Genomic DNA, 18742 nt, shown 5'->3' with positions numbered 1-18742 from the left:
CCGGCGTACGGATCGGCGATGCCGATGTACTGGGTGTAGAGGTACTCCTCGATTCCTTCGAGGCCACCTTCGCGTCCCAGCCCGGACTGCTTGACACCGCCGAAAGGAGCTGCAGCGTTGGAGATGACCCCTGCGTTCAGGCCGAGCATGCCCGTCTCAAGGCGTTCGCCCATGCGGATGCCGCGGTTGAGGTCCTTGGTGAAGACGTACGCCACCAGGCCGAACTCGGTGTTGTTGGCCAGACGCACCGCATCGTCTTCGCTGCTGAAGGTGATGATCGGCGCGACCGGGCCGAAGATTTCCTCGGCAAGGATCCGCGCGCCCTCGCTGACTCCGGACAGGATGGTGGGCTGGTAGAAGTAGCCGGGGCCCTCCACCGGTCCGCCGCCCAGGACGGCCTTGGCGCCGGAGGCAACGGCGTCGGAGACCAGTTCGTGGACCTTGTCCCGGCTCTTGGCGTCGATCAGCGGGCCCACCTTGGACTCCGGTTCGGTGCCCCGGGCGGTGGTCATTTCCTTCATCTTCGCGGCGAACTTCTCGGCGAACTCGCCGGCGACAGACTCGTGCACGATGAAGCGGTTGGCAGCAGTGCAGGCCTCGCCCATGTTCCGCAGCTTGGCCAGCATGGCCCCTGCGACGGCGGCGTCCAGGTCCGCGTCCTCGAAGACCATGAACGGGGCGTTGCCGCCCAGTTCCATCGAGGTGCGCAGCACGGTTTCGGATGCGTCGGCCAGCAGGCGCCGGCCCACCTCGGTGGAACCCGTGAAGGACAGCTTGCGAAGACGGGAATCCTTGATCAGCGGCCCGGTGGTGGCACCGGCGGTTGAGGTGGGAATGACGTTCAGGACGCCGGCGGGCAGGCCGGCTTCCATCATGACGGCCGCGAACAGCTGGGAGGTCAACGGCGTGAGGTTCGCGGACTTCAGCACCATGGTGCAGCCGGCGGCGACCGCGGGGGCGATCTTGCGGGTGGCCATGGCCAGCGGGAAGTTCCACGGCGTGATCAGCAGGCAGGGGCCCACCGGCTTCTTGGTCACCAGCAGGCGGGACTTGCCGTCCGGGGCCACGGAGTAGCGGCCGAACGCACGGACGGCTTCCTCTGAGAACCAGCGGAGGAACTCGGCGCCGTACGTTACCTCGCCGCGGGCTTCGGCCAGCGGCTTGCCCATTTCCATGGTCATCAGCAGGGCGAAGTCCTCGGCCCGTTCGGTCACGAGGTCAAACGCCCGGCGCAGGATCTCGCCGCGTTCGCGCGGAGGAACTTTTGCCCAGGACTCCTGGGCCGCAACGGCGGCGTCCAGGGCCGCGGAACCATCCTCGGGGCCGGCGTCGGCAATGCTCAACAGCACCTTCCCGGTGGCGGGATCCTCGACGTCGAACGTCTTGCCCGAAGCGGCGTCGCGCCATTCGCCGTTGATGAGCAGCCCGGTGGGAACGGAGGCCAGAAGCCGGCTTTCACGCTCGGCGCTAACGGCAGGCTGTGCGGTGACAGTCACGATGACTCCCTCGTCAGTAGGGTTGTGGCAGCCCGTGGTGCGGCCGGAGTGACCGGGCTCATTGGGCTGATTAACAGCCAGACTACTGCCGGGTCCGCCCGGGGTCTACGCCGTTGCGCACTGCCAAGGCGCAGCCCTGCTGTGCAGCTGCACAGCACCTGGCTGCCGCGCCGGCGGAGCGTCAGCGGGCGGCCAGGACCGCCGCGTACAGCTCCCGCTTGCTGACCCGCACGTCTTCGGCGACCGCGGCCACGGCTTCCTTGAGCCGGATGCCCTGGGCCATCAGCTCGGTGACTGCGGCCACGTGGTCCTCGGGGGTTCCGGCCGCCTGCTCGGGGGCGCCGCCCAGCACCACCGCGATCTCGCCGCGGACTTCCGTGGTTTCCGCCCAGTGCAGCAGCTCACCGACCGTGCCCCGGATGACTTCCTCGTAGGTCTTGGTCAGCTCCCGGCACACAGCGATGGGCCGGTCCGGGCCGAACCTTTCACGCAGCGCCCGCAGCATTGCTTCGAGCCGGTGCGGGGCCTCGAAGAACACCATGGTGCGACGCTCCCCGGCAAGGTCGGACAGGCGCGAGGCGCGTTCCCCGGCTTTTCGGGGAAGGAAGCCCTCGAAGCAGAACCGGTCCGTGGGCAGGCCCGACAACGCCAACGCGGTGAGGACGGCGGAGGGGCCGGGCACGGCGGTGACAGGCAGTCCTGCAGCGATCGCGCCCTCCACCAGCCGGAAGCCAGGGTCCGACACTGACGGCATCCCGGCGTCGGTCACCATCACCAGCGTGCTGCCCGCCCGGACTTGGTCCAGGAGGTCGGAGGTCCGGGACGCTTCATTGTGCTCGTGGTAGCTGATCACGCGGCCGGCGACGGTCACGCCGAGGCTCTGGACCAGGCGGTGGAGGCGCCGCGTATCCTCGGCTGCCACGATGTCAGCCGTGGCAAGCAACTCGACCAGGCGGGCCGAGGCATCGCCTGTGTTCCCGATCGGCGTGGCGGCGAGCACGATGCGCCCCGCCGTAGGGGGTTCGGGAGCGGGGAGGGGGCTGGGGTTCTGGTCCACCCACCCAGCCTACTGCTGCCGGGTCTTCCAGCCGCAAAAGGTAGCATGGGGCTCGTGACGCAGACCTCGACGCGGCCGCCCGGGGCCGGTGAACCCACCCCGGCGGGCTCCTCCACCGGACCAGGGGCACCTGCGGCCCATTCCTCCACAACGGCCCGGCGTCCCTGGATCAGCCGGCCCGCGGAAACGTTCACCGTCGAAGCCCTGCAGGAAAGGCTCCTCGGCGCGGCCCCTGCCTGGCGGGCCTATCCCCTGTCGCTGCGGCTCTGGTTTGTCCTGGTTCCGGTCCTGACAGCAGTGGCCGGGGGCCTGCTCCGGTTCGTCCGGCTGGAAGTCCCGCACAAACTGGTGTTCGACGAGACCTATTACGTCAAGGATGCCTACTCGTACCTGATCAGCGGGTACGAACGCAGCTGGCCGGACAAAGCCAACGATTCATTCAACGCCGGGGATCCCACGGTCCTGCTGGATTCCCCCGAATATGTGGTCCACCCGCCGGTGGGCAAGTGGATGATCGCGGCCGGAATGTGGCTTTTCGGGCCGGACAACCCCTTCGGCTGGCGTTTCGCCGCCGCGCTCACCGGAACACTGACAGTGCTGTTGGTTTCCCTGATTGCCCTGAAACTGTTCCGTTCCCTCCCCCTGGCCGGCGCCGCCGGGCTGCTCCTCGCCGTCGACGGCCACCACCTGGTGATGTCACGTACCGCGCTGCTTGACGTCTTCCTGACGTTCTGGGTCCTCGCCGCGTTCGGCGCCCTGCTGTTGGACCGGGACGACGGGCGGCGCCGCCTGGCCCGCCGGCTTGCGCAGGCTGCCGCTTCAAACGGCGGGCAGCCGCCGGCCCGCACGCTGCTGGCCGGGCCATGGCTGGGCATCCGATGGTGGCGGGTCGCTGCCGGAGTCTGCATGGGACTCGCGGTGGGCACCAAGTGGTCCGGACTCTTCTTCCTCGCCGGCTTCGGGATCCTCACCGTGCTCTGGGACCTCAATGCCCGGCGCGTGGCCGGCATCCGCGGCTGGATCAGCGGCGGCGTCATCCGGGACGGCCTGCCGGCATTCGCAAGCATGGTGCCCGTGGCCGGAGCCGTCTATTCAGCCTCCTGGACGGGATGGTTCCTGTCCGGCAATGCCTACTTCCGACACTGGGCCGAAAGCAACCCGTCCGTGCAGTGGGGCTGGCTGCCAGACTCAGTCCGTTCCCTCGCCCACTACCACCTCGAGGCGTACAAGTTCCACCAGGGCCTGAGCTCCGAACACCCCTACCAGGCCAGCGCCTGGAGCTGGCTGGTCATGGGGCGGCCGACGTCGTTCTTCTATGAATCCCCACCGCAGGGAACCCCGGGGTGCGCCGTGGAAAAATGCACCTCCGCCATCCTTTCCGTGGGAAACCCGCTGGTCTGGTGGCCGGCGGCCATCGCACTGGTCGTGGTGCTTTTCTGGTGGGCAGGGCGCCGGGACTGGCGGGCCGGTGCCGTCCTTGCAGGTGTGGCCGCGGGGTACCTTCCGTGGTTCATGTACCCCGAGCGCACGATGTTCTATTTCTACGCCGTATCCTTCGAACCGTTCCTGGTCCTGGCGCTGGTGTATTGCCTGGGCCTGGTCCTCGGCAGGGCCACGGACCCGCCGTGGCGCCGGCGCTCGGGCCTGTACCTGGTGGCCCTCTTCCTTGCCGCGGCCGTCCTGCTCTCGGCATTCTTCTACCCCATCTGGACGGCGGAGGTCATTCCCTACGTGGACTGGAAGGTCCGCATGTGGATGCCCTCCTGGATCTAGGGCAGGATTGCATGAGACCCCATGAGGAGCCGCTGCCGCGGCGTGGCAGCGGAAACGGAGACCTGCTGTGAGAGAAGCAAGCACGGAACTGCTGGTTGAGCTTGACGCCGACAGCAACGTGACTGACCTGCTGCTGGAGCAGCACGCCGCCAATCCCGCCCATGCGCTGTACCGGCGGAAGGGGCCCAACGGCTGGGTGGACGTGTCCGCGCAGAAATTCCTCCAGGACGTCAGTGCCCTGGCCAAGGGCCTGATCGCCGGTGGCTTGGAGCCAGGGGACGCGGTGGCAGTGATGTCCCGTACGTCCTACGAGTGGACCCTGGTGGACTTCGCCATCTGGTTCGCCGGTGGAGTCACCGTGCCCATCTATGAAACATCGTCCGCGAGCCAGGTGGAATGGATCATCCAGGATGCCGGGGTGCGGCGCGTCTTCGCGGGCGACCGCGCCACGGTGCAGCTGGTCACCGGCGTTGTTGCGGAATCCGCGGCGCTGCGCGACCGCCTGGTCAACGTAGTGCGGATGGATTACGACGGCGAGGCACCGGACCTTGCCAGCCTCGCCGCAGCTGGCGCCGGGGTCAGCGACGCAGAGCTGGAGCGGCAGCGGAACCGGGCCAGGCTGGACGACGTCGCTTCCCTGGTTTACACATCCGGCACGACCGGCAGGCCCAAGGGGTGCGAGATCACCCACGGGAACTTCGCCCTCGTGGCCAAGAACATCGTCGCCTTCCTCCCGGAAATCCTGCAGGACGACAACGCGCGCACCTTGATGTTCCTGCCACTGGCCCACGTGCTGGCCCGCGCAGTCCAGGTTGTGTGCCTCACGGCTGGAGCAACCCTGGGACACACCCCCGGAGCGGCACAGCTGCTGGAGGACTTGGGGACGTTCAAGCCGACTTTCCTGCTGGTTGTCCCCCGGATATTCGAGAAGGTGCGGGCAAGCGCGGCGCATAAGGCGGCTTTGGCAGGCAAAGGCCGCCTTTTCGCGGCCGCCTCCGCCGCCGCCATCGAGTACTCGCGGGAGCAGGACAGACAAAGCCGGGGTGGGGGACCCGGGCCGGGACTCTTCAGCCGCTTGCGGCATGCGGCCTACGACCGGCTGCTGTACCCCAGGCTCCGCCAGGCCCTCGGCGGCGAGGTGGGGTACACCGTCTCCGGTGCCAGCCCGCTGGCCCAGGAGGACGCCCACTTCTTCCGCGGCGTCGGCATCCCCGTCCTCGAAGGGTACGGACTCACCGAAACCACGGCACCGTGCACGGCCAATACGCCGTCCCGCACCAAGGTGGGAACGGTGGGGATACCCATTCCCGGGACCACCATCCGGGTCGCCGAGGACGGCGAGATCCTGGTGAAGGGCATCGGCGTCTTCAAGGGGTATCACGCCAATCCGGCGGCCAATGCCGAAGCATTCGTGGACGGCTTCTTCCGGACCGGCGACTTTGGTGTCCTGGATGCAGACGGCTTCCTCACCGTGACGGGGCGGAAGAAGGACCTGCTGGTCACGGCCGGCGGAAAGAACGTGGCGCCGGGCCCGCTGGAAGAACGGCTCCGCGCCCACCAGCTGGTGGGGCACGCCGTCGTCGTCGGCGACGGCAGGCCGTTCGTGTCAGCCCTGCTGACCCTGGACCCGGAAGGCGTCGCCAACTGGCGGTCCGAGCGGGGGCTGCCCCCGCTCGCCCTCCGGGACGCCACCAGCGATCCCCAGATCCTTGCAGCCGTCCAGGAGGCCGTGGACCACGCCAACGAGCTGGTATCCAAGGCGGAATCAGTGCGAACGTTCGCGCTCCTGGACGCCGACTTCAGCGTGGAGTCCGGGCACCTGACGCCGTCCCTGAAACTCAAGCGGGCCGTCGTCGTACAGGACTTCCAGGCGGAGATCGCCAAACTGTACGGCTGAGCCGCTACGCCTTTTCCGCGGCCTCCGGGCGCTCCTGGGCTGCCTGCCGCTCCTTGGGAGCCAGGCCCCGGCGCCGGCGCGTGGGCCAGGTCAGCACCAGGGTCACCAGCGAGGTCACCAGTACAAGGCCGGCGATGGCGATGCCCGCGTCGATCCAGAACTGGCCCGGGAACAGCCTGATCAGCGTGTCATCGAGGCTGAATGTCCAGGACCCGTCGGCGAAGAACATTCGGTGGAATTCTGTGAAGAACTGCTGCCAGCCCAGGGCGGCCAGCGTACCGAGGCCAAGAATCAGGACCAGCGTGATGACCGATCCCGCGAACAGTCCGCGGCGGGTTCCGCCAGTGCTCCGCCTGCGCAGGTAGAGCACGGCAATAAGTGCCAGGAGCAGCAGCGCCGCTCCGGCACCGAAGGTGGAGAGGATAACCACCTTCACGTCCGCCATGTGGCTGACTTCGCCGTCCTTGAACAGTTTGTCGCCGCTGCGGTGCACCAGGTCGCCCAGGTAGCGGGGGCCCGCCCAGTTGCTAAGGTAGTCCACCGCGTAGGAGCCGTACGTCATCCGGTCGTCGGTGCTGAAGCCGTAGCCGTCGCCCGGGAAACCGGGACGGTTGTACTCCACCCACAGGAATAGTGGGCTGGTGACGGCCCGGACGGCCAGGATCAGGAGGATGAACGGGTAGGCAATGGCCAGCAGGACCTGCATGACGCGCGGGGCTACGGGCCGGGCGTTCGCGGCGCTCTCCCGCTGGGCGTTGCGGCGTTCCACCTCTTCCTCGGGAGGACGAACGTGCAGCGCTGATGTGGGCAGGGGCTCCCGGAACACGGAAGAACCGGACTGGTCATCAGGGGCATCCTTGGCGTGCGCGGCGCGGGAAGACACGGTACCGGAAGGTTCGACGGCGGCTTCCGCGGCTTTGCGGTCAGCCCTGCTTTCTGGCTGGGCTGCCTTGCGCACGGCGGCACCGTCCTGCGTGTGGTCCGGGCCGGGCGCCTCCGTCCGGGTAGTGCCTGCTGCGGAGGCAGCGGCGGTGGCGGATGATCCGGCGACGGGGGCCGCGCCGGCTTCGGCGGAGCCTCCGGAGTCCTCGCCGGAGGCTTCGCCACCGGCGGGCTTCAGCCAGGAAAACGCGGGTTCGTCGGAGTCCCCGGATGTGTCCAGGAAAGGTTCCGGCTGCGGCGCAGCGCTTTTGGCGCGGGCCGGTGTTTCGTCGTTCACAGCAGCGTCACTTCCGTTGGGTTCCACGCCGGACCCAGTCCGCCGGCGCCATTCGTTTCTGTTGACGAGCCTACCGTCAGGGACTTCGGCACGGCGAGGAACCACCCCGGCTGGATTACAACGATTCAGGCAGCGATTTCCGTGTAGCCGGAATCCTCGGGCCGAAGATCCCCCCGCTCCCCCGCCAGGTACGCCTTCCTCCCCCACACCAGGACGTAGGCCCAGTACGCAGCCAGCACCGACGCACCGATGCCGATCCGGGCCCAGGCAGGCAATGGGCTGGGGGTAATGAATCCTTCCACCAGTCCCGAGACGAACAGGACCAGGACCAGTCCGAGGGCCACGGTGACCAGGGAGCGCCCCTCCTCCGCCACCGCGCGGCCCCTGGTCCGGACCCCCGGGGAGACCATTGCCCAGAAAATCCGCAGGCCGGCGGCACACGCAACAAAGACCGCGGTGAGCTCCATGAGGCCATGGGGCAGGATGTAGCTGAAAAAGACGTCGGATTTGCCCGCTGCGGCGAAAATTCCAGCAGCAATTCCCACTCCTTGGGCGTTGCTGAACAGGATCATCGGCACCCAGATCCCGGTGATTCCCAGGGCCACGGCCTGCGCGCTGATCCAGGCGTTGTTGGTCCACACGGCGCCGGCAAATGAGGCCGCCGGGTTTTCGGAGTAGTAGCCAACGAAGTCTTCGTCGACATATCGGGCGGCCTCCGCCTCGGATGCAACTGCCCGGAGCGCTTCAGGGGATGTCCCCAGCCAGGCGGCGTAGGCCGCGGCAATGAGGACAAAAGTGGTTCCGCAGGCCAGGGTGAGCCACGTCAGCCGGTACAGCGCTGCCGGCAGGGCCACCAGGAAGAACCGGGCGAGGTCCGCCATCATGTTGGACCTCGCACCGGTGAAGCGCGTCCTGGCGAGGGCGAGGGTGGCGGAAAGTGATGCGGACAGCCCGCTTTCCGGAGCCACGGAGCGGATCAGGGACAGGTGGCCGGAGGCGGCCTGGTACAGCGCCAGCAGCTCATCGGCTTCGCGGCCCGTGAGCCTGCCCTTGGCGGCCAGATCGTGCAGCCGCGCCCATTTGTCCGCGTTGACTGCGGAAAAGGCGTCCATATCCACGGCCTCAGCCTAGCGTCCCGCATTAGACTTTGACCGTCCACACCACCACCGCGAAGAACTTAGGACGCAGCGTGAGCCTGATAGTCACCGGTGAGGCCGTAGTCCTGGATCTGCGGCCTGCGTCCTTTGCGGCGCGGGCGCTGGGCCTGGCCATCGACGTCGTGTTCCATGCGGTCCTGCTCGTGGCAGTCCTGTTGGGCTTGTCGGCGGCCGGGCGGGACCTCGATGACGCGGCCGGGCGCGCCCTGGTCCTCACCGGCGTCGTGTTTTGCCTGGTGGTGGTGCCCGTGGGACTGGAAACGCTGACCCGGGGCCGCTCCCTGGGCAAGCTCGCCACCGGCTTACGGGTGGTCCGCGACGACGGCGGCGCCATCCGGTTCCGGCATGCCGTGATCCGCGGACTGACCGGTTTCCTCGAGATCTATCTGACGTTCGGCGGCCTGGCACTCGCCGTCGCGCTCTTCAATGACAAATCCCGGCGGCTCGGAGACCTGCTGGCCGGGACCTATTCCATCCGCGTCCGGGTTCCGGCCGAGGCCGCTGCTGCAGTCTTCGTTCCGCCAGCCCTCCTGCCGTGGGCTTCGACGGCGGACATCGGCAGGATCCCCGACGCCACGGCGCGCCGCGCCGCACAGTTCATCCGGCAGGCAGGCCGCATGGCGCCGCCATCCAGGGCGGCGATGGCAGCGTCGGTCGCCGTGGAACTGTCAGCGCACGTGGCCCCGTCTCCGCCGCCGGGGACAGGGCCGGAGGATTTCCTGGCCGCCGTCGTCGCCGAACGCCGGAACAGGGACTTCGGCAGGCTGGCCCAGTCCCGCCGCCGGAACAGCGCGGTGGGCGAGCGGCTGCAAAAGCTGCCCTTCAGCGACTGACTTAGTTGTCGTACTCGTTCCAGGGGATGTTCCAGTCCCCGTAGCCGTCGTCAAGGGCTGCGAAGTCGCCTTCGGTATTGATGATCTGGACCACGTCACCGGTGCCCATGTTGTCAAAGACCCAGGCAGCGCCGTCGGGAGCGAAACCTATGCAGCCGTGCGAGACGTTGGTGTTCCCGATGTAGGGGAAGGCAGACGGAAGGGCCTGGTGGATATAGGCGCCGCTGAGGGTGAGCCGGATGGTGTATTCGACGTCCACGTCGCCGTAGTAGGCCGGATCATCCGGCTTCAGCCCGATGCTGGAGGCCCTGAAGTGGTCATAGCGGTTCTTCTCCATCAGCACCGCGTAGCCCTTGGCCGACGGGAAGCGCTTGTCCCCCATGCTGACGGGCAGCGTCTTGACGGGCTGGTCGTTGACGCTGAGCGTGAACGTGTGCGCGGTGGCATCGGCGACCGCCACCTTCTTGTCGCCGATCGAGACGTTGACCTTCTTGTTGAAATTGGCGATCTGCCCGTTGCCCAGGTCCACGCCGAACAACTGCATGTCCATGGAGATGGTGGAGTTTGCGGTCCAGAAGTTCTCAGGCCGGTACCGGACCATGGTGTCGCTGTGCCAGTGGAACGCTCCCGTCTGGCCGGCGCTGCTGGTGACCTTGATGGCCTTTTCCACGGCCTCGCGGTTGACCACCGGCTCGCTGAAGATGATCTGCAGGGGCTGGCCGACGCCAACCTTCATGCCGTTCAGTGGGTAGACCGCGGCATCTGCCTCATGTGAGCTGGACACGGTGCTGAAGGACTGGGTGGTGCTGGTTTCCCGTCCGGCGCCGTCCTTGACCACGTACGTGTAGCTGTACCCGGTGTTGAATTCGAGCGGGCCGGCCGCGGACCATGCGGTCCGGTTCGCATCGATGCTGCCCTGGACGGTCTTGCCGGCGGTGCTGGTCAGGGTGACGCGTTCAATGGTGCCGTTGCCTACCTTCAGGGAGACAGGAGCAGCCGGATTCACCTGCTTGGCGCCGTTGGCGGGTGCGGCATCCAGGCTCACCGGCGGCACCACGGGCGAAGCGATGCCTGGCGAAGTGCGCAGCGCCGATCCGGCCTCGGATTCCACGGGCCCGCCTGCCAGGCCGGGAGCGACGGCGGCGAAAACCCCGCCAACCGCAGCCAAGACGCAGACGGCGGCCACGGCAAGGATCTTCTTCACGGTCCCCCGGCGCCGGGGCTTCACATCAGGCTCCATCTTTCCGATCCTAGGCGCAAAAAATGACGGCCCGGGCGCGTTGCCGCGCCCGGGCCCTCACATCTCAGTAACGGTAATGCTCCGGCTTGTACGGACCGGCGACGTCGATGTCCAGGTATTCAGCCTGGTCCTTCGTCAGCTCGGTGAGTTCAACGCCCAGCGCGTCCAGGTGCAGTCGGGCAACCTTTTCGTCCAGGACCTTGGGGAGGACGTAAACCTCGTTGGCGTATTCCTTCTGGTCCTTCTTGGTCCAGAGCTCGATCTGCGCGATGGTCTGGTTGGCGAAGGAATTGCTCATCACGAAGGACGGGTGTCCGGTGGCGTTGCCGAGGTTCAGCAGGCGGCCCTCCGACAGGACGATGATGGAGCGCTCGGCATCGGTGCCTTCGTCGAAGACCCACTCGTGGACCTGCGGCTTGATTTCCACTTTCCTCACGCCGGGAACGCGGGCCAGCCCGGCGATGTCGATTTCGTTGTCGAAGTGGCCGATGTTGCCCACGATGGCTTTGTTCTTCATGCCCGCCATGTGCTCGGCCATGATGACGTCTTTGTTGCCGGTGGTGGTGATGAAGATGTCGCCCTGCGCCAGGACGGACTCGAGCTTGGCCACCTGGTAGCCGTCCATGGCCGCCTGGAGTGCACAGATCGGGTCGATTTCCGTGACGATCACGCGTGAACCCTGCCCGCGCAGGGCTTCGGCAGCTCCCTTGCCGACGTCGCCATAACCGCAGACGACGGCGACCTTGCCTCCCATGAGCACGTCGGTGGCCCGGTTAATGCCGTCCGGCAGGGAGTGGCGGATGCCGTACTTGTTGTCGAACTTGCTCTTGGTGACGGAGTCGTTGACGTTGATGGCGGGGAAGAGCAGCTTGCCCTGGTCCGCCAGCTGGTAGAGGCGGTGGACACCGGTGGTGGTTTCCTCGCTGACGCCCTTGATCCTGGCTGCCGTCCGGGTCCACTTCTGCGGGTCGGCAGCAATGGAGCGGCGGAGCACGTCGAGGAAGATGCCGTATTCCTCGGAATCCTCGGGGTTGGCGGAGGGGACGTTGCCAACCGCCTCGAATTCGACGCCCTTGTGGACCAGCATGGTGGCGTCTCCGCCGTCGTCCAGGATCATGTTGGGGCCCAGCTCCGGGTTGGACTCAGCGCCCGGCCAGGTGAGGATCTGTTCCGCGGTCCACCAGTATTCCTCAAGGGTCTCGCCCTTCCAGGCGAAGACCGGAACGCCCTGGGGGTCCTCGACGGTGCCCTGGCCCACGACGACAGCGGCTGCGGCCTCGTCCTGCGTGGAGAAGATGTTGCAGGATGCCCAGCGGACCTCGGCGCCCAGCGCGGTGAGGGTCTCGATCAGGACCGCCGTCTGCACCGTCATGTGCAGCGAGCCTGCGATGCGGGCACCCTTGAGCGGCTGGCTGGGGCCGTATTCCTCACGCAGGGACATCAGTCCCGGCATCTCGTGCTCGGCCAGGCGGATCTGGTGCCGCCCGGCTTCCGCCAGGGAAATGTCGGCAACCTTGTAGTCAAACGTCATGGGTGGTCCTTTGCTTCATCCGGGTTCCGTCCGGTTCCCGTGCTGCTGAGTCTGAAAATCGTGCGGGCTGAACTATTCCCTGGCGGCGCCACTGTTGCCTGGGGCGCCGGGATCGTGCTGGTCCGATCCGGCCGTGGCCGCTGCGGCCAGCAGTTCCGGTGGCAGCAGCAGGGGGATTCCATCCTCGATTGCGTAGCGGTTCTTCACGCCGTCCTCGCCGGCCGTGGTGGCCACCAGCTCTTCGCCCTCCTGGACCAGGGGCGAGCCGGTCACGGGGCAACGCAGGACGGACAACAGCTCGGAACTGATCTTTGGCATTAGTTCATGCTCCCTGGCGGGCGCGCTCGCGCCGGTAGCGGAAAGATGTGCAGCTTCAAGCCTACCGCCAGATGGACGTCAGGACGGTTCGCGGAGGATCCTCAGATGCCCGCGGCGGGCCCCTTCAGCACCCGGCGGCGCCTCAAGCGCGGAGTGGTGCCCGCGCTGCGCCGGCGGCTGCACCTCCGGGGGAAGGGCTGCGGCATCCCGTACGGCGTTGGCGAGGGCCAGCAGGTCGTCCGGCCCGGGCTGCTGCGGCGTTGACGGCATTGCCAGGCGGAGGACTTCCCAGCCCCGGGGAACAGTCAACGAGTCGGCATGCTGTTCACAGAGGTCGTAGCAGTGCGGCTCGGCATAGGTGGCCAGCGGACCCAGGACTGCGGTGGAATCCGCGTACACGTACGTCAGGGTGGCCACCGCTGATTGGCGGCATGCAGACCTTGAACACTGACGGATAGCTCCCACGACATCCCAGACTACCCCGTCGCACCAGTGAACCAGCGCATTGGCGCCCGGTTGGACACGTCTTTGCTGCCCTGGGGATGTATCGCGTAAATCCACGCCCGGGTTTAGAGTCGATGTATGCAGTCATCGAACCATGAATCAGGTTTTTCGGTCCGGTTGGCTGACCCGGATGCCCCGGTTGCTCCGGGCACGGAGCCCGCGCGCCGAAGCTTCTCAAGGCGGCGCCGCAACCGCCATGGACGGGGCCTTCGCGGTGAGGTGGTTCTTCCCACCCACCCCGGCCACCGGACACGGTCTGACCGTTTCGACGACATGGTGCTGGACTCCGCCCAGCGACTGCACGATATCTGGGGTAAGACCCTTGACGGCGTACGGTTCGGCGTCGATGAGATTCCGCCGGAGCTTGAGGAACTGGCAGCCAATGCAGCCCCGGTTCCCATGGGCTCCTACACCCCCGCCGCCGGAGGGGAAGGACCAATGATCACCGTTTACCGCCGGGTGGTTGAGCAGGCATGCTCAAGCGTGGAGGAACTCCAGGACCTGGTCCATGACGTGGTGGTGGAACACACCGCAGAGATGCTGGGCGTGGCTCCCGAGACCCTCGACCCCGTCTATCGCCGGCGTTACTGACCAGGGCCGCAGGCCAAGCCTCTGGCGGGTGGGACAGCGCTAATAGCCCAAACGGACGGGAACTGTTTCCTGGCCCGCGGCCGCCGGCAGGAACGCCAGGGCCGAGACATCGTTCCGGCCGTCCTGCCCCAGCAGCACCGCTCCGTACGCGGCGTCTCCGGAGGCGGACACCACATAACCCACGACGTCTGATTCTTCCGACTTTTCCGGGATCGCGATGGCAGCGGTGGTTCCGCCGGCGATATCGGCGGTGGCAGCCGCCCTGACCTTTCCGTCGGCGGTAATCGGGGCGTAGGTGATGGTGGCCCTGGTATCCAGTGCGCCGAACACCAGCTGGCGAAGACCGCCCTTGGGGACAGGGACGACGTGCTGGCTGCCCAGCCGTACGCCGGCCGGCACCCAGGCCACATCTGAAGCCTGGCCGGGCTGCAGCCCCCGGCTCATGCGCGCCCCGGCGATGAAGGAGACATCTGATGAGGCCGCAATGGTGTACTGCCCGGCCGGGACACCCGCCAGCGAAACCTCGGTCACGGCGCCGGCTTTCGCCGTGACGACGCCGCCAGACGGCAGGGCCTTTTGGCCGTCCCGCCCGTACAGCTTGACTTCCACCACCGCATCGGAGGCGCCCGGAACCGTCAGCTGCAGGGAGGGCCCGGCGTCTTCGTATCCGGGGCGGCCGGTCAGGGCTGAAATTCCGGCCGGGTCCTGGATGTCGACGCCGGTGACGACCTGGCGGACGGCCGGGGCAGTGCCCGGCGCGATGAAGTCCACCCCGCCCGGGGTCAGGCCCCGCAGGACGCTTTGCTGGATGGACGCGGCCACCGGGCCGCCGGCGCTGCGCACATGCACACTGAGCTGGGATTGGTTTGCCGCGAGCCCCGCCAGGACAACCGACCGGGTGGTTCCCGGGGCAACCAGCAGGCCGCGGCTGGCGGGCGCCTGGATTTGTCCGTCAGGACCAAACAGTTCAAGACTGACCGTCGCCGGGGTGCTGGACGCATTGGTCAGCGCCAGCACCGACGTGCGCCCCACAGTAGTACTCGCTCCGGCGAGCCATTGGTCGTTGGAGGGCTGCGCGCAACTGGCCGCGGCACTGCCCTGCAGGTCACCGTCGCCCGCAGTGTATTTCATGGCAGCCGCTGCGGACGCATTCTGGTTTGCCACCGCGTTCGCGCTGAGGACACCCACTTGATCCGCCGGCTTGTCCGCTACAACCCCGGCGCGGAGTTCCTGTGGTGGAGCGGTGGCGGGCGCCGCCCCCGGATCCTTGGCGATCTCTACTGCGCCGCTTCCATCAAGGCGCGCGAGGCGGCTTCCCGGCACCACACCGCCGGCACCGAGCACGGCGGCGGTCACCGTGGTCGCGGCGGTCGCCGACTCCGGCCGGAACTGGGCGTCTGTGCCTGCTCCTGTGCCCTCCAGCAGCCTCGCCGGGCCGGGACAGACTCCAACGCTGGCGCCGGCGGGAACAGCGGCTGCCGCCGCCGGAAGGCTCCTGCTTGACTCCGGAACGGGGAGCAATGCGCCGGCCGCCACCAGGGCGGCGCCGCCCGCAAGGATGATAACGCCCGCTGCCACACCGGCAACTGCTGCGGAGCGGGTCCTGCCCATGGGCAGCGCGGTGGCACCGCTGCCGGCGGTCTTGCCGCTTCCGCCTTTCCCGGCTTCGGCGGCCGCCGAAGCACTGGCCGGGAGCTCCGTTGCGGCCGCGCCCGGCTTTTTGGCGGAGGCCGGTGTCTGCTCATGCATTCTGGTGTTCCTTACGCAGGGAGCCCTCATCGCGTGAGAGGCCGGTCCGCGGCCTTTGCGCGGGCATGGGAATGGCCAGGATGACCGTCAAACCGATCACGGTTATTTGGGCAGCGGCAGCCCACCATGCCCAGGGATTCTCGTAGCGAATGCTGAGTTGGCCGCCCGATGCCGGCAGGGTGAACGCCTGGGACCAGCCGGAGGTGGTTGACGTCAGCTTCCTGCCGTCAAGCCAGGCGCTCCAGCCGGGATCGGCACGCTCGGCCAGAACCACCAGGCGGCCTTCCGGCCCCGCCGGGACAGGAGCCTCGACCTCGTCCCTGTTCGAAAGGACCTGCCCCACTGTGGCTCCCTGCGCATCGACAATCCGTACGCGGTGGGCGACATCGGCGGCCTGGACCGCGGGCTGGTTGAGCGGGCTGATGCGCCAGAGCCAGCCAACGTCCGTCTGCCCCACGGCAACCAGGCCGGGCACGGCATCCATCCGGCTGGCTGTGAGCTGGGCTGCGGTATCGGCAGACCGGAGCACGACAAAACCGGCGCCGAGCTGCTCAAGGTCACGTCGCGGGTCCACGCCCTGGCCGGCCACCAGGGTTGCGACAACCCGGCGGATGGAGGCAGTCACGTCGTCGTCACTGCGCACTTCCTCGGCCCCGGGGGCACCGAGGATATTGCGTGCGGATGCCACGGCGGAGAGGCTGTCCAGGGTGGTTCCTGCACCCCGGACGAGGGACGCGGAGAACGTGCCGTCGGCACCTGTGCTGACCAGGAGCGTGCGTGTCTGTTCCGGACCGGTGCCACGGTCGATGGCGGTGGCAGGAAGGGTCCGCGCCGTGCCGGCTTCAACCAGCCGCGGTGTACCCAGCGCTCCCCCGGCGCCCGCTTCCGCTGCGGACCGGCCCTCGCCCGTCCCCCCTGCGGAAGTGGCAGACGTGGCAGCCGGGCGCAGCACGTTCTGGGCGGACCAGACAGCCATGCCGGCGAGCGGGCCGGCGAGCAGTAACGCCATAGCCAGCGCGGCGCCCGCCCTCACGGCCCTCCGCGGCTTTGCCCCCCGGGCAGAGGTGGCGTCCCCCCGGGCCAGCAACTGCTCAGCCCCGAGGAGCGCGGCCGCAAGAAGGGCGAACCCGGCTGCGGACACGGCAGGCCCGGTAAAGGGTGTCACTAAACTGTCCGCGTTCATGCCCGTGACGACGTGGCTGGCGAGCCAGCCCGACGCCAACGCGATGACCGCTGCGATCCAGAACCACCTGGCTGCGCCGTTCCGGCGCCCTGGGATGAAAAGGCCGACGATGGCAAGGACCAGTACCGGCGCTGCCACGAGAACGGCCAGCAACAGGGCCCATGGCCCTGTCCCGCCGGCAAAGGCGGCCAGTCCCTGCAGGCCGGCCGCCGGATCGAATTGCAGTGGCTGGCCCAGGAACTGCTGCCACAGCGGGGCGGCGCTGAACGCCAGCGGCAGCCCCGGGTCTGCCAGGAGTGCGCGGGGCCGGTCAAGGGCGGTGAGTGCAAACGGGATGAACAGTGCGGCACTGGGCAGCAGCGCCCACCACACGGTACGGCCGCGCCGGCCCAGCAGCAGGCCGCAGAGCACGATGAGGACGGTTGCGGGAATGAGCAGTGAGGGCGCCGACGCCGTAGTGGCCGCCAGCGCCAGGCCTGCCGCTGCGGCGGCCGTCCAGGATGGCGTCCCGTTGACGCCGGGTTTGCCGGCAGAGGGTTCGGCCGCTCTCTGCTCTCCGGAGGACGACAGGAGGAAGCGCCCGTGGCCTGTTGCCGAACCTGTGGCACGCAGCAGGCCAAGGACTACCAACGGGATCATGACGTGGGCAACCAGGGCACCTGCACGCCCCTGGTTCAGGGCAGCCTGCAGGGCGGGGGCAGCCGCCCAGAAGAGGGCGGCCGTCAGGCGAAGGCGGCGCCGGACGGTGAGCCCGCCGGCGGCAAACCAGGCAGTGAGCGCCGAGAGCGGCGCCGCCAGCAGGAGCAGCCAGGCCATGGCAGCGTTGGCATCTCCGCCGCCGAGGACGCCGAGGATCCAGAGCACGTAGCCGAACGGATCCCCCCGTCCGGGAAGCCCGGCGCCAAGGCTCACCCACCAGCTTGAGGCGTTGTGCCAAATGTCACCCAGCGTTGCCGAGACCGGAATCAGGGCACCGCCGGTGACGGCATCGGCACGGAACAGGCCTGCCAGAGCCAGGAGCGAGGCTACTGAGGCGATGATAATGGCCGCCAGTGCACCATTGCCCACCCAGCCCCGTTTGCTTACTGCCAGGGATGCAAAGTCGTCTGCAGCGTCGCCGGTGGGCTGGTGGGCCAGGGGATCCTGGACGAGGTCATCGGCGCTCGATCCGTCCGATCCGAGCGCCTCCATCAGGGACCGGCGGTGGCTCCAGACCTCGCGGCGGGGGGTCTGCAGCTTGCGGATGACGGACCTGCGGATCCGCCGGGTCCGGCGCGCTGCCAGCCTTGCCTTGGTCACGGCCCGCGGCCGGCCGAGGGCAGCGCAGGTGGCAAGGAGTTGGCTGATGCCGTGCCCCGGATCCTTGACGACAATGCTCAGAATGACTTTGAAGAGACTGCCGAGAAGCGCGCCGACGGCATGGACGGGGACCATCCATGGTGTGCTGTGCTTCAGGCGCAGGTGGACCTGGGCCTTGCGTGCCGCCGCGGGGTTCCCCAGTGCATGCGGGCGGTGGGCCACATGGAACATCCGGGCGGCCGGGACCACCACCACGCGGTGGCCCGCTAGCCGGTTCCGCCAACAGAAGTCGACGTCGTCGCCGCTGCCTGGCAGGGCGGGGTCGAAGCCGCCGAGGTGTTCCCAGACGTCCCGGCGTACCAGCATCCCCGCGGAGTTAACCGCGAAAGTGTCCGTGCGGCCGTCGTACTGTCCCTGGTCCAGCTCATCAGCGTCAATGAGGGTGAGCCGCTCAGCCCAGCGGCTGGTGGATAGTCCTACGTCTATCAGCTTCCGGGGTTCGTGCCAGTCGAGTTGCTTGCAACCGGCCACGGTGACCGAGGGAGCCCGCTCTACTGCGCCCAGGAGTTCAGCGAGGGCTTCCGGCGCCGGGGCGGCGTCATCGTGGAGCAGCCAAATCCACTCGGTCCTGTCTTCCAGGGTTCCGTGGGACTGCGCAAGGGTTTCAAGGGCAGCCGAGACGGCCGCCCCCATGCCGCCCTTGCCCCGGTGCTGGATAACACTGGCTTCGCCCAGGGCTTGCCCGAGCAGGGCCATCGACTCATCGGCGGACCCGGTGTCAACGCCGATGGTACGGTCAACCGGCCGGGTTTGATTCGCCAGGGCTGACAAAGTTCTGGGCAGATAGGCACTGCCGTTGTGGGCAACCACAACGGCAGTGACGTGAACATCCTGA

The 18742-nt window shown here is 67.9% G+C and carries 14 protein-coding genes; 4 read left to right on the top strand and 10 right to left on the bottom strand.

The window, feature by feature from the left end; genetic code table 11:
• A partial coding sequence (locus tag AC3IMC_RS07230) for an NAD-dependent succinate-semialdehyde dehydrogenase (RefSeq protein WP_490917708.1) occupies nucleotides 1–1496 on the bottom strand: 1496 nt, incomplete at its 3' end.
• A 181-nt stretch (nucleotides 1497–1677) separates the two neighbouring features.
• Complete coding sequence (gene rsmI, locus AC3IMC_RS07225) at nucleotides 1678–2553, bottom strand: 16S rRNA (cytidine(1402)-2'-O)-methyltransferase (RefSeq protein WP_490917707.1); 876 nt, start codon at nucleotides 2551–2553, stop codon at nucleotides 1678–1680.
• A 45-nt stretch (nucleotides 2554–2598) separates the two neighbouring features.
• Here rsmI and AC3IMC_RS07220 point away from each other — a divergent pair, with 45 nt between their 5' ends.
• Nucleotides 2599–4326 carry a dolichyl-phosphate-mannose--protein mannosyltransferase gene (locus tag AC3IMC_RS07220; RefSeq protein ID WP_490917706.1) on the top strand — a complete coding sequence of 576 codons (1728 nt, stop codon included), beginning with the start codon at nucleotides 2599–2601 and terminating at the stop codon, nucleotides 4324–4326.
• A gap of 67 nt (nucleotides 4327–4393) precedes the next feature.
• On the top strand, nucleotides 4394–6223 hold the full coding sequence (locus tag AC3IMC_RS07215) for an AMP-dependent synthetase/ligase (protein WP_490917705.1): 1830 nt from the start codon (nucleotides 4394–4396) through the stop codon (nucleotides 6221–6223).
• Nucleotides 6224–6227: 4 nt separating this feature from the next.
• Here AC3IMC_RS07215 and AC3IMC_RS07210 read toward each other — a convergent pair whose 3' ends face one another.
• Together AC3IMC_RS07210 and AC3IMC_RS07205 are read right to left on the bottom strand one after the other, a co-directional pair.
• On the bottom strand, nucleotides 6228–7442 hold the full coding sequence (locus AC3IMC_RS07210) for a TIGR01906 family membrane protein (protein WP_490917704.1): 1215 nt from the start codon (nucleotides 7440–7442) through the stop codon (nucleotides 6228–6230).
• 125 nt (nucleotides 7443–7567) lie between these two features.
• Nucleotides 7568–8560, bottom strand: a complete 993-nt coding sequence (locus tag AC3IMC_RS07205) for a stage II sporulation protein M (RefSeq protein WP_490917703.1) — start codon at nucleotides 8558–8560, stop codon at nucleotides 7568–7570.
• Between the two features lie 71 nt (nucleotides 8561–8631).
• Here AC3IMC_RS07205 and AC3IMC_RS07200 point away from each other — a divergent pair, with 71 nt between their 5' ends.
• On the top strand, nucleotides 8632–9432 hold the full coding sequence (locus AC3IMC_RS07200; RefSeq protein WP_490917702.1) for an RDD family protein: 801 nt from the start codon (nucleotides 8632–8634) through the stop codon (nucleotides 9430–9432).
• A gap of 1 nt (nucleotide 9433) precedes the next feature.
• Here AC3IMC_RS07200 and AC3IMC_RS07195 read toward each other — a convergent pair whose 3' ends face one another.
• From AC3IMC_RS07195 to AC3IMC_RS07180, 4 genes are all read right to left on the bottom strand, one after another.
• Nucleotides 9434–10672 (bottom strand): L,D-transpeptidase, encoded by a 1239-nt coding sequence (locus tag AC3IMC_RS07195; RefSeq protein ID WP_490917701.1) that lies wholly within the window; start codon nucleotides 10670–10672, stop codon nucleotides 9434–9436.
• Nucleotides 10673–10736: 64 nt separating this feature from the next.
• A complete protein-coding gene (ahcY, locus tag AC3IMC_RS07190) occupies nucleotides 10737–12203 on the bottom strand; it encodes an adenosylhomocysteinase (protein WP_490917700.1) in 1467 nt (488 codons plus the stop codon).
• A gap of 72 nt (nucleotides 12204–12275) precedes the next feature.
• The gene (locus tag AC3IMC_RS07185; RefSeq protein WP_490917699.1) at nucleotides 12276–12521 is read right to left on the bottom strand and encodes a Trm112 family protein; all 246 of its coding nucleotides are present in this window, start codon (nucleotides 12519–12521) and stop codon (nucleotides 12276–12278) included.
• A gap of 78 nt (nucleotides 12522–12599) precedes the next feature.
• Entirely contained in the window at nucleotides 12600–12986 is a 387-nt protein-coding gene (locus AC3IMC_RS07180; protein ID WP_490917698.1) for a DUF3499 domain-containing protein, read from the bottom strand.
• Between the two features lie 117 nt (nucleotides 12987–13103).
• On the opposite strand from AC3IMC_RS07180, the gene AC3IMC_RS07175 reads away from it, so the two are divergent.
• Nucleotides 13104–13616, top strand: coding sequence for a metallopeptidase family protein (locus AC3IMC_RS07175; RefSeq protein WP_490917697.1), 513 nt, complete (start codon nucleotides 13104–13106; stop codon nucleotides 13614–13616).
• 39 nt (nucleotides 13617–13655) lie between these two features.
• Here AC3IMC_RS07175 and AC3IMC_RS07170 read toward each other — a convergent pair whose 3' ends face one another.
• Nucleotides 13656–15365, bottom strand: a complete 1710-nt coding sequence (locus AC3IMC_RS07170; protein WP_490917696.1) for a DUF5719 family protein — start codon at nucleotides 15363–15365, stop codon at nucleotides 13656–13658.
• Complete coding sequence (locus tag AC3IMC_RS07165) at nucleotides 15358–18717, bottom strand: glycosyltransferase family 2 protein (RefSeq protein WP_490917695.1); 3360 nt, start codon at nucleotides 18715–18717, stop codon at nucleotides 15358–15360. Before AC3IMC_RS07165 ends, AC3IMC_RS07170 begins: the two co-directional genes overlap by 8 nt.
• Nucleotides 18718–18742 lie beyond the last annotated feature (25 nt).

The organism is Arthrobacter sp. E70 (assembly GCF_058266945.1).
Note: the sequence above shows the minus strand (reverse complement) of the source record. Positions and strands in the feature narration are given on the sequence as shown.

Bases quoted from the DNA above. Each gene is read 5' to 3' on its own strand.
- AC3IMC_RS07220 (WP_490917706.1), top strand. From the start codon at position 2,599: ATGGGGCTCGTGACGCAGACCTCGACGCGGCCGCCCGGGGCCGGTGAA.
- AC3IMC_RS07195 (WP_490917701.1), bottom strand. From the start codon at position 10,672: ATGGAGCCTGATGTGAAGCCCCGGCGCCGGGGGACCGTGAAGAAGATC.
- ahcY (WP_490917700.1), bottom strand. From the start codon at position 12,203: ATGACGTTTGACTACAAGGTTGCCGACATTTCCCTGGCGGAAGCCGGG.
- AC3IMC_RS07185 (WP_490917699.1), bottom strand. From the start codon at position 12,521: ATGCCAAAGATCAGTTCCGAGCTGTTGTCCGTCCTGCGTTGCCCCGTG.
- AC3IMC_RS07175 (WP_490917697.1), top strand. From the start codon at position 13,104: ATGCAGTCATCGAACCATGAATCAGGTTTTTCGGTCCGGTTGGCTGAC.
- AC3IMC_RS07170 (WP_490917696.1), bottom strand. From the start codon at position 15,365: ATGCATGAGCAGACACCGGCCTCCGCCAAAAAGCCGGGCGCGGCCGCA.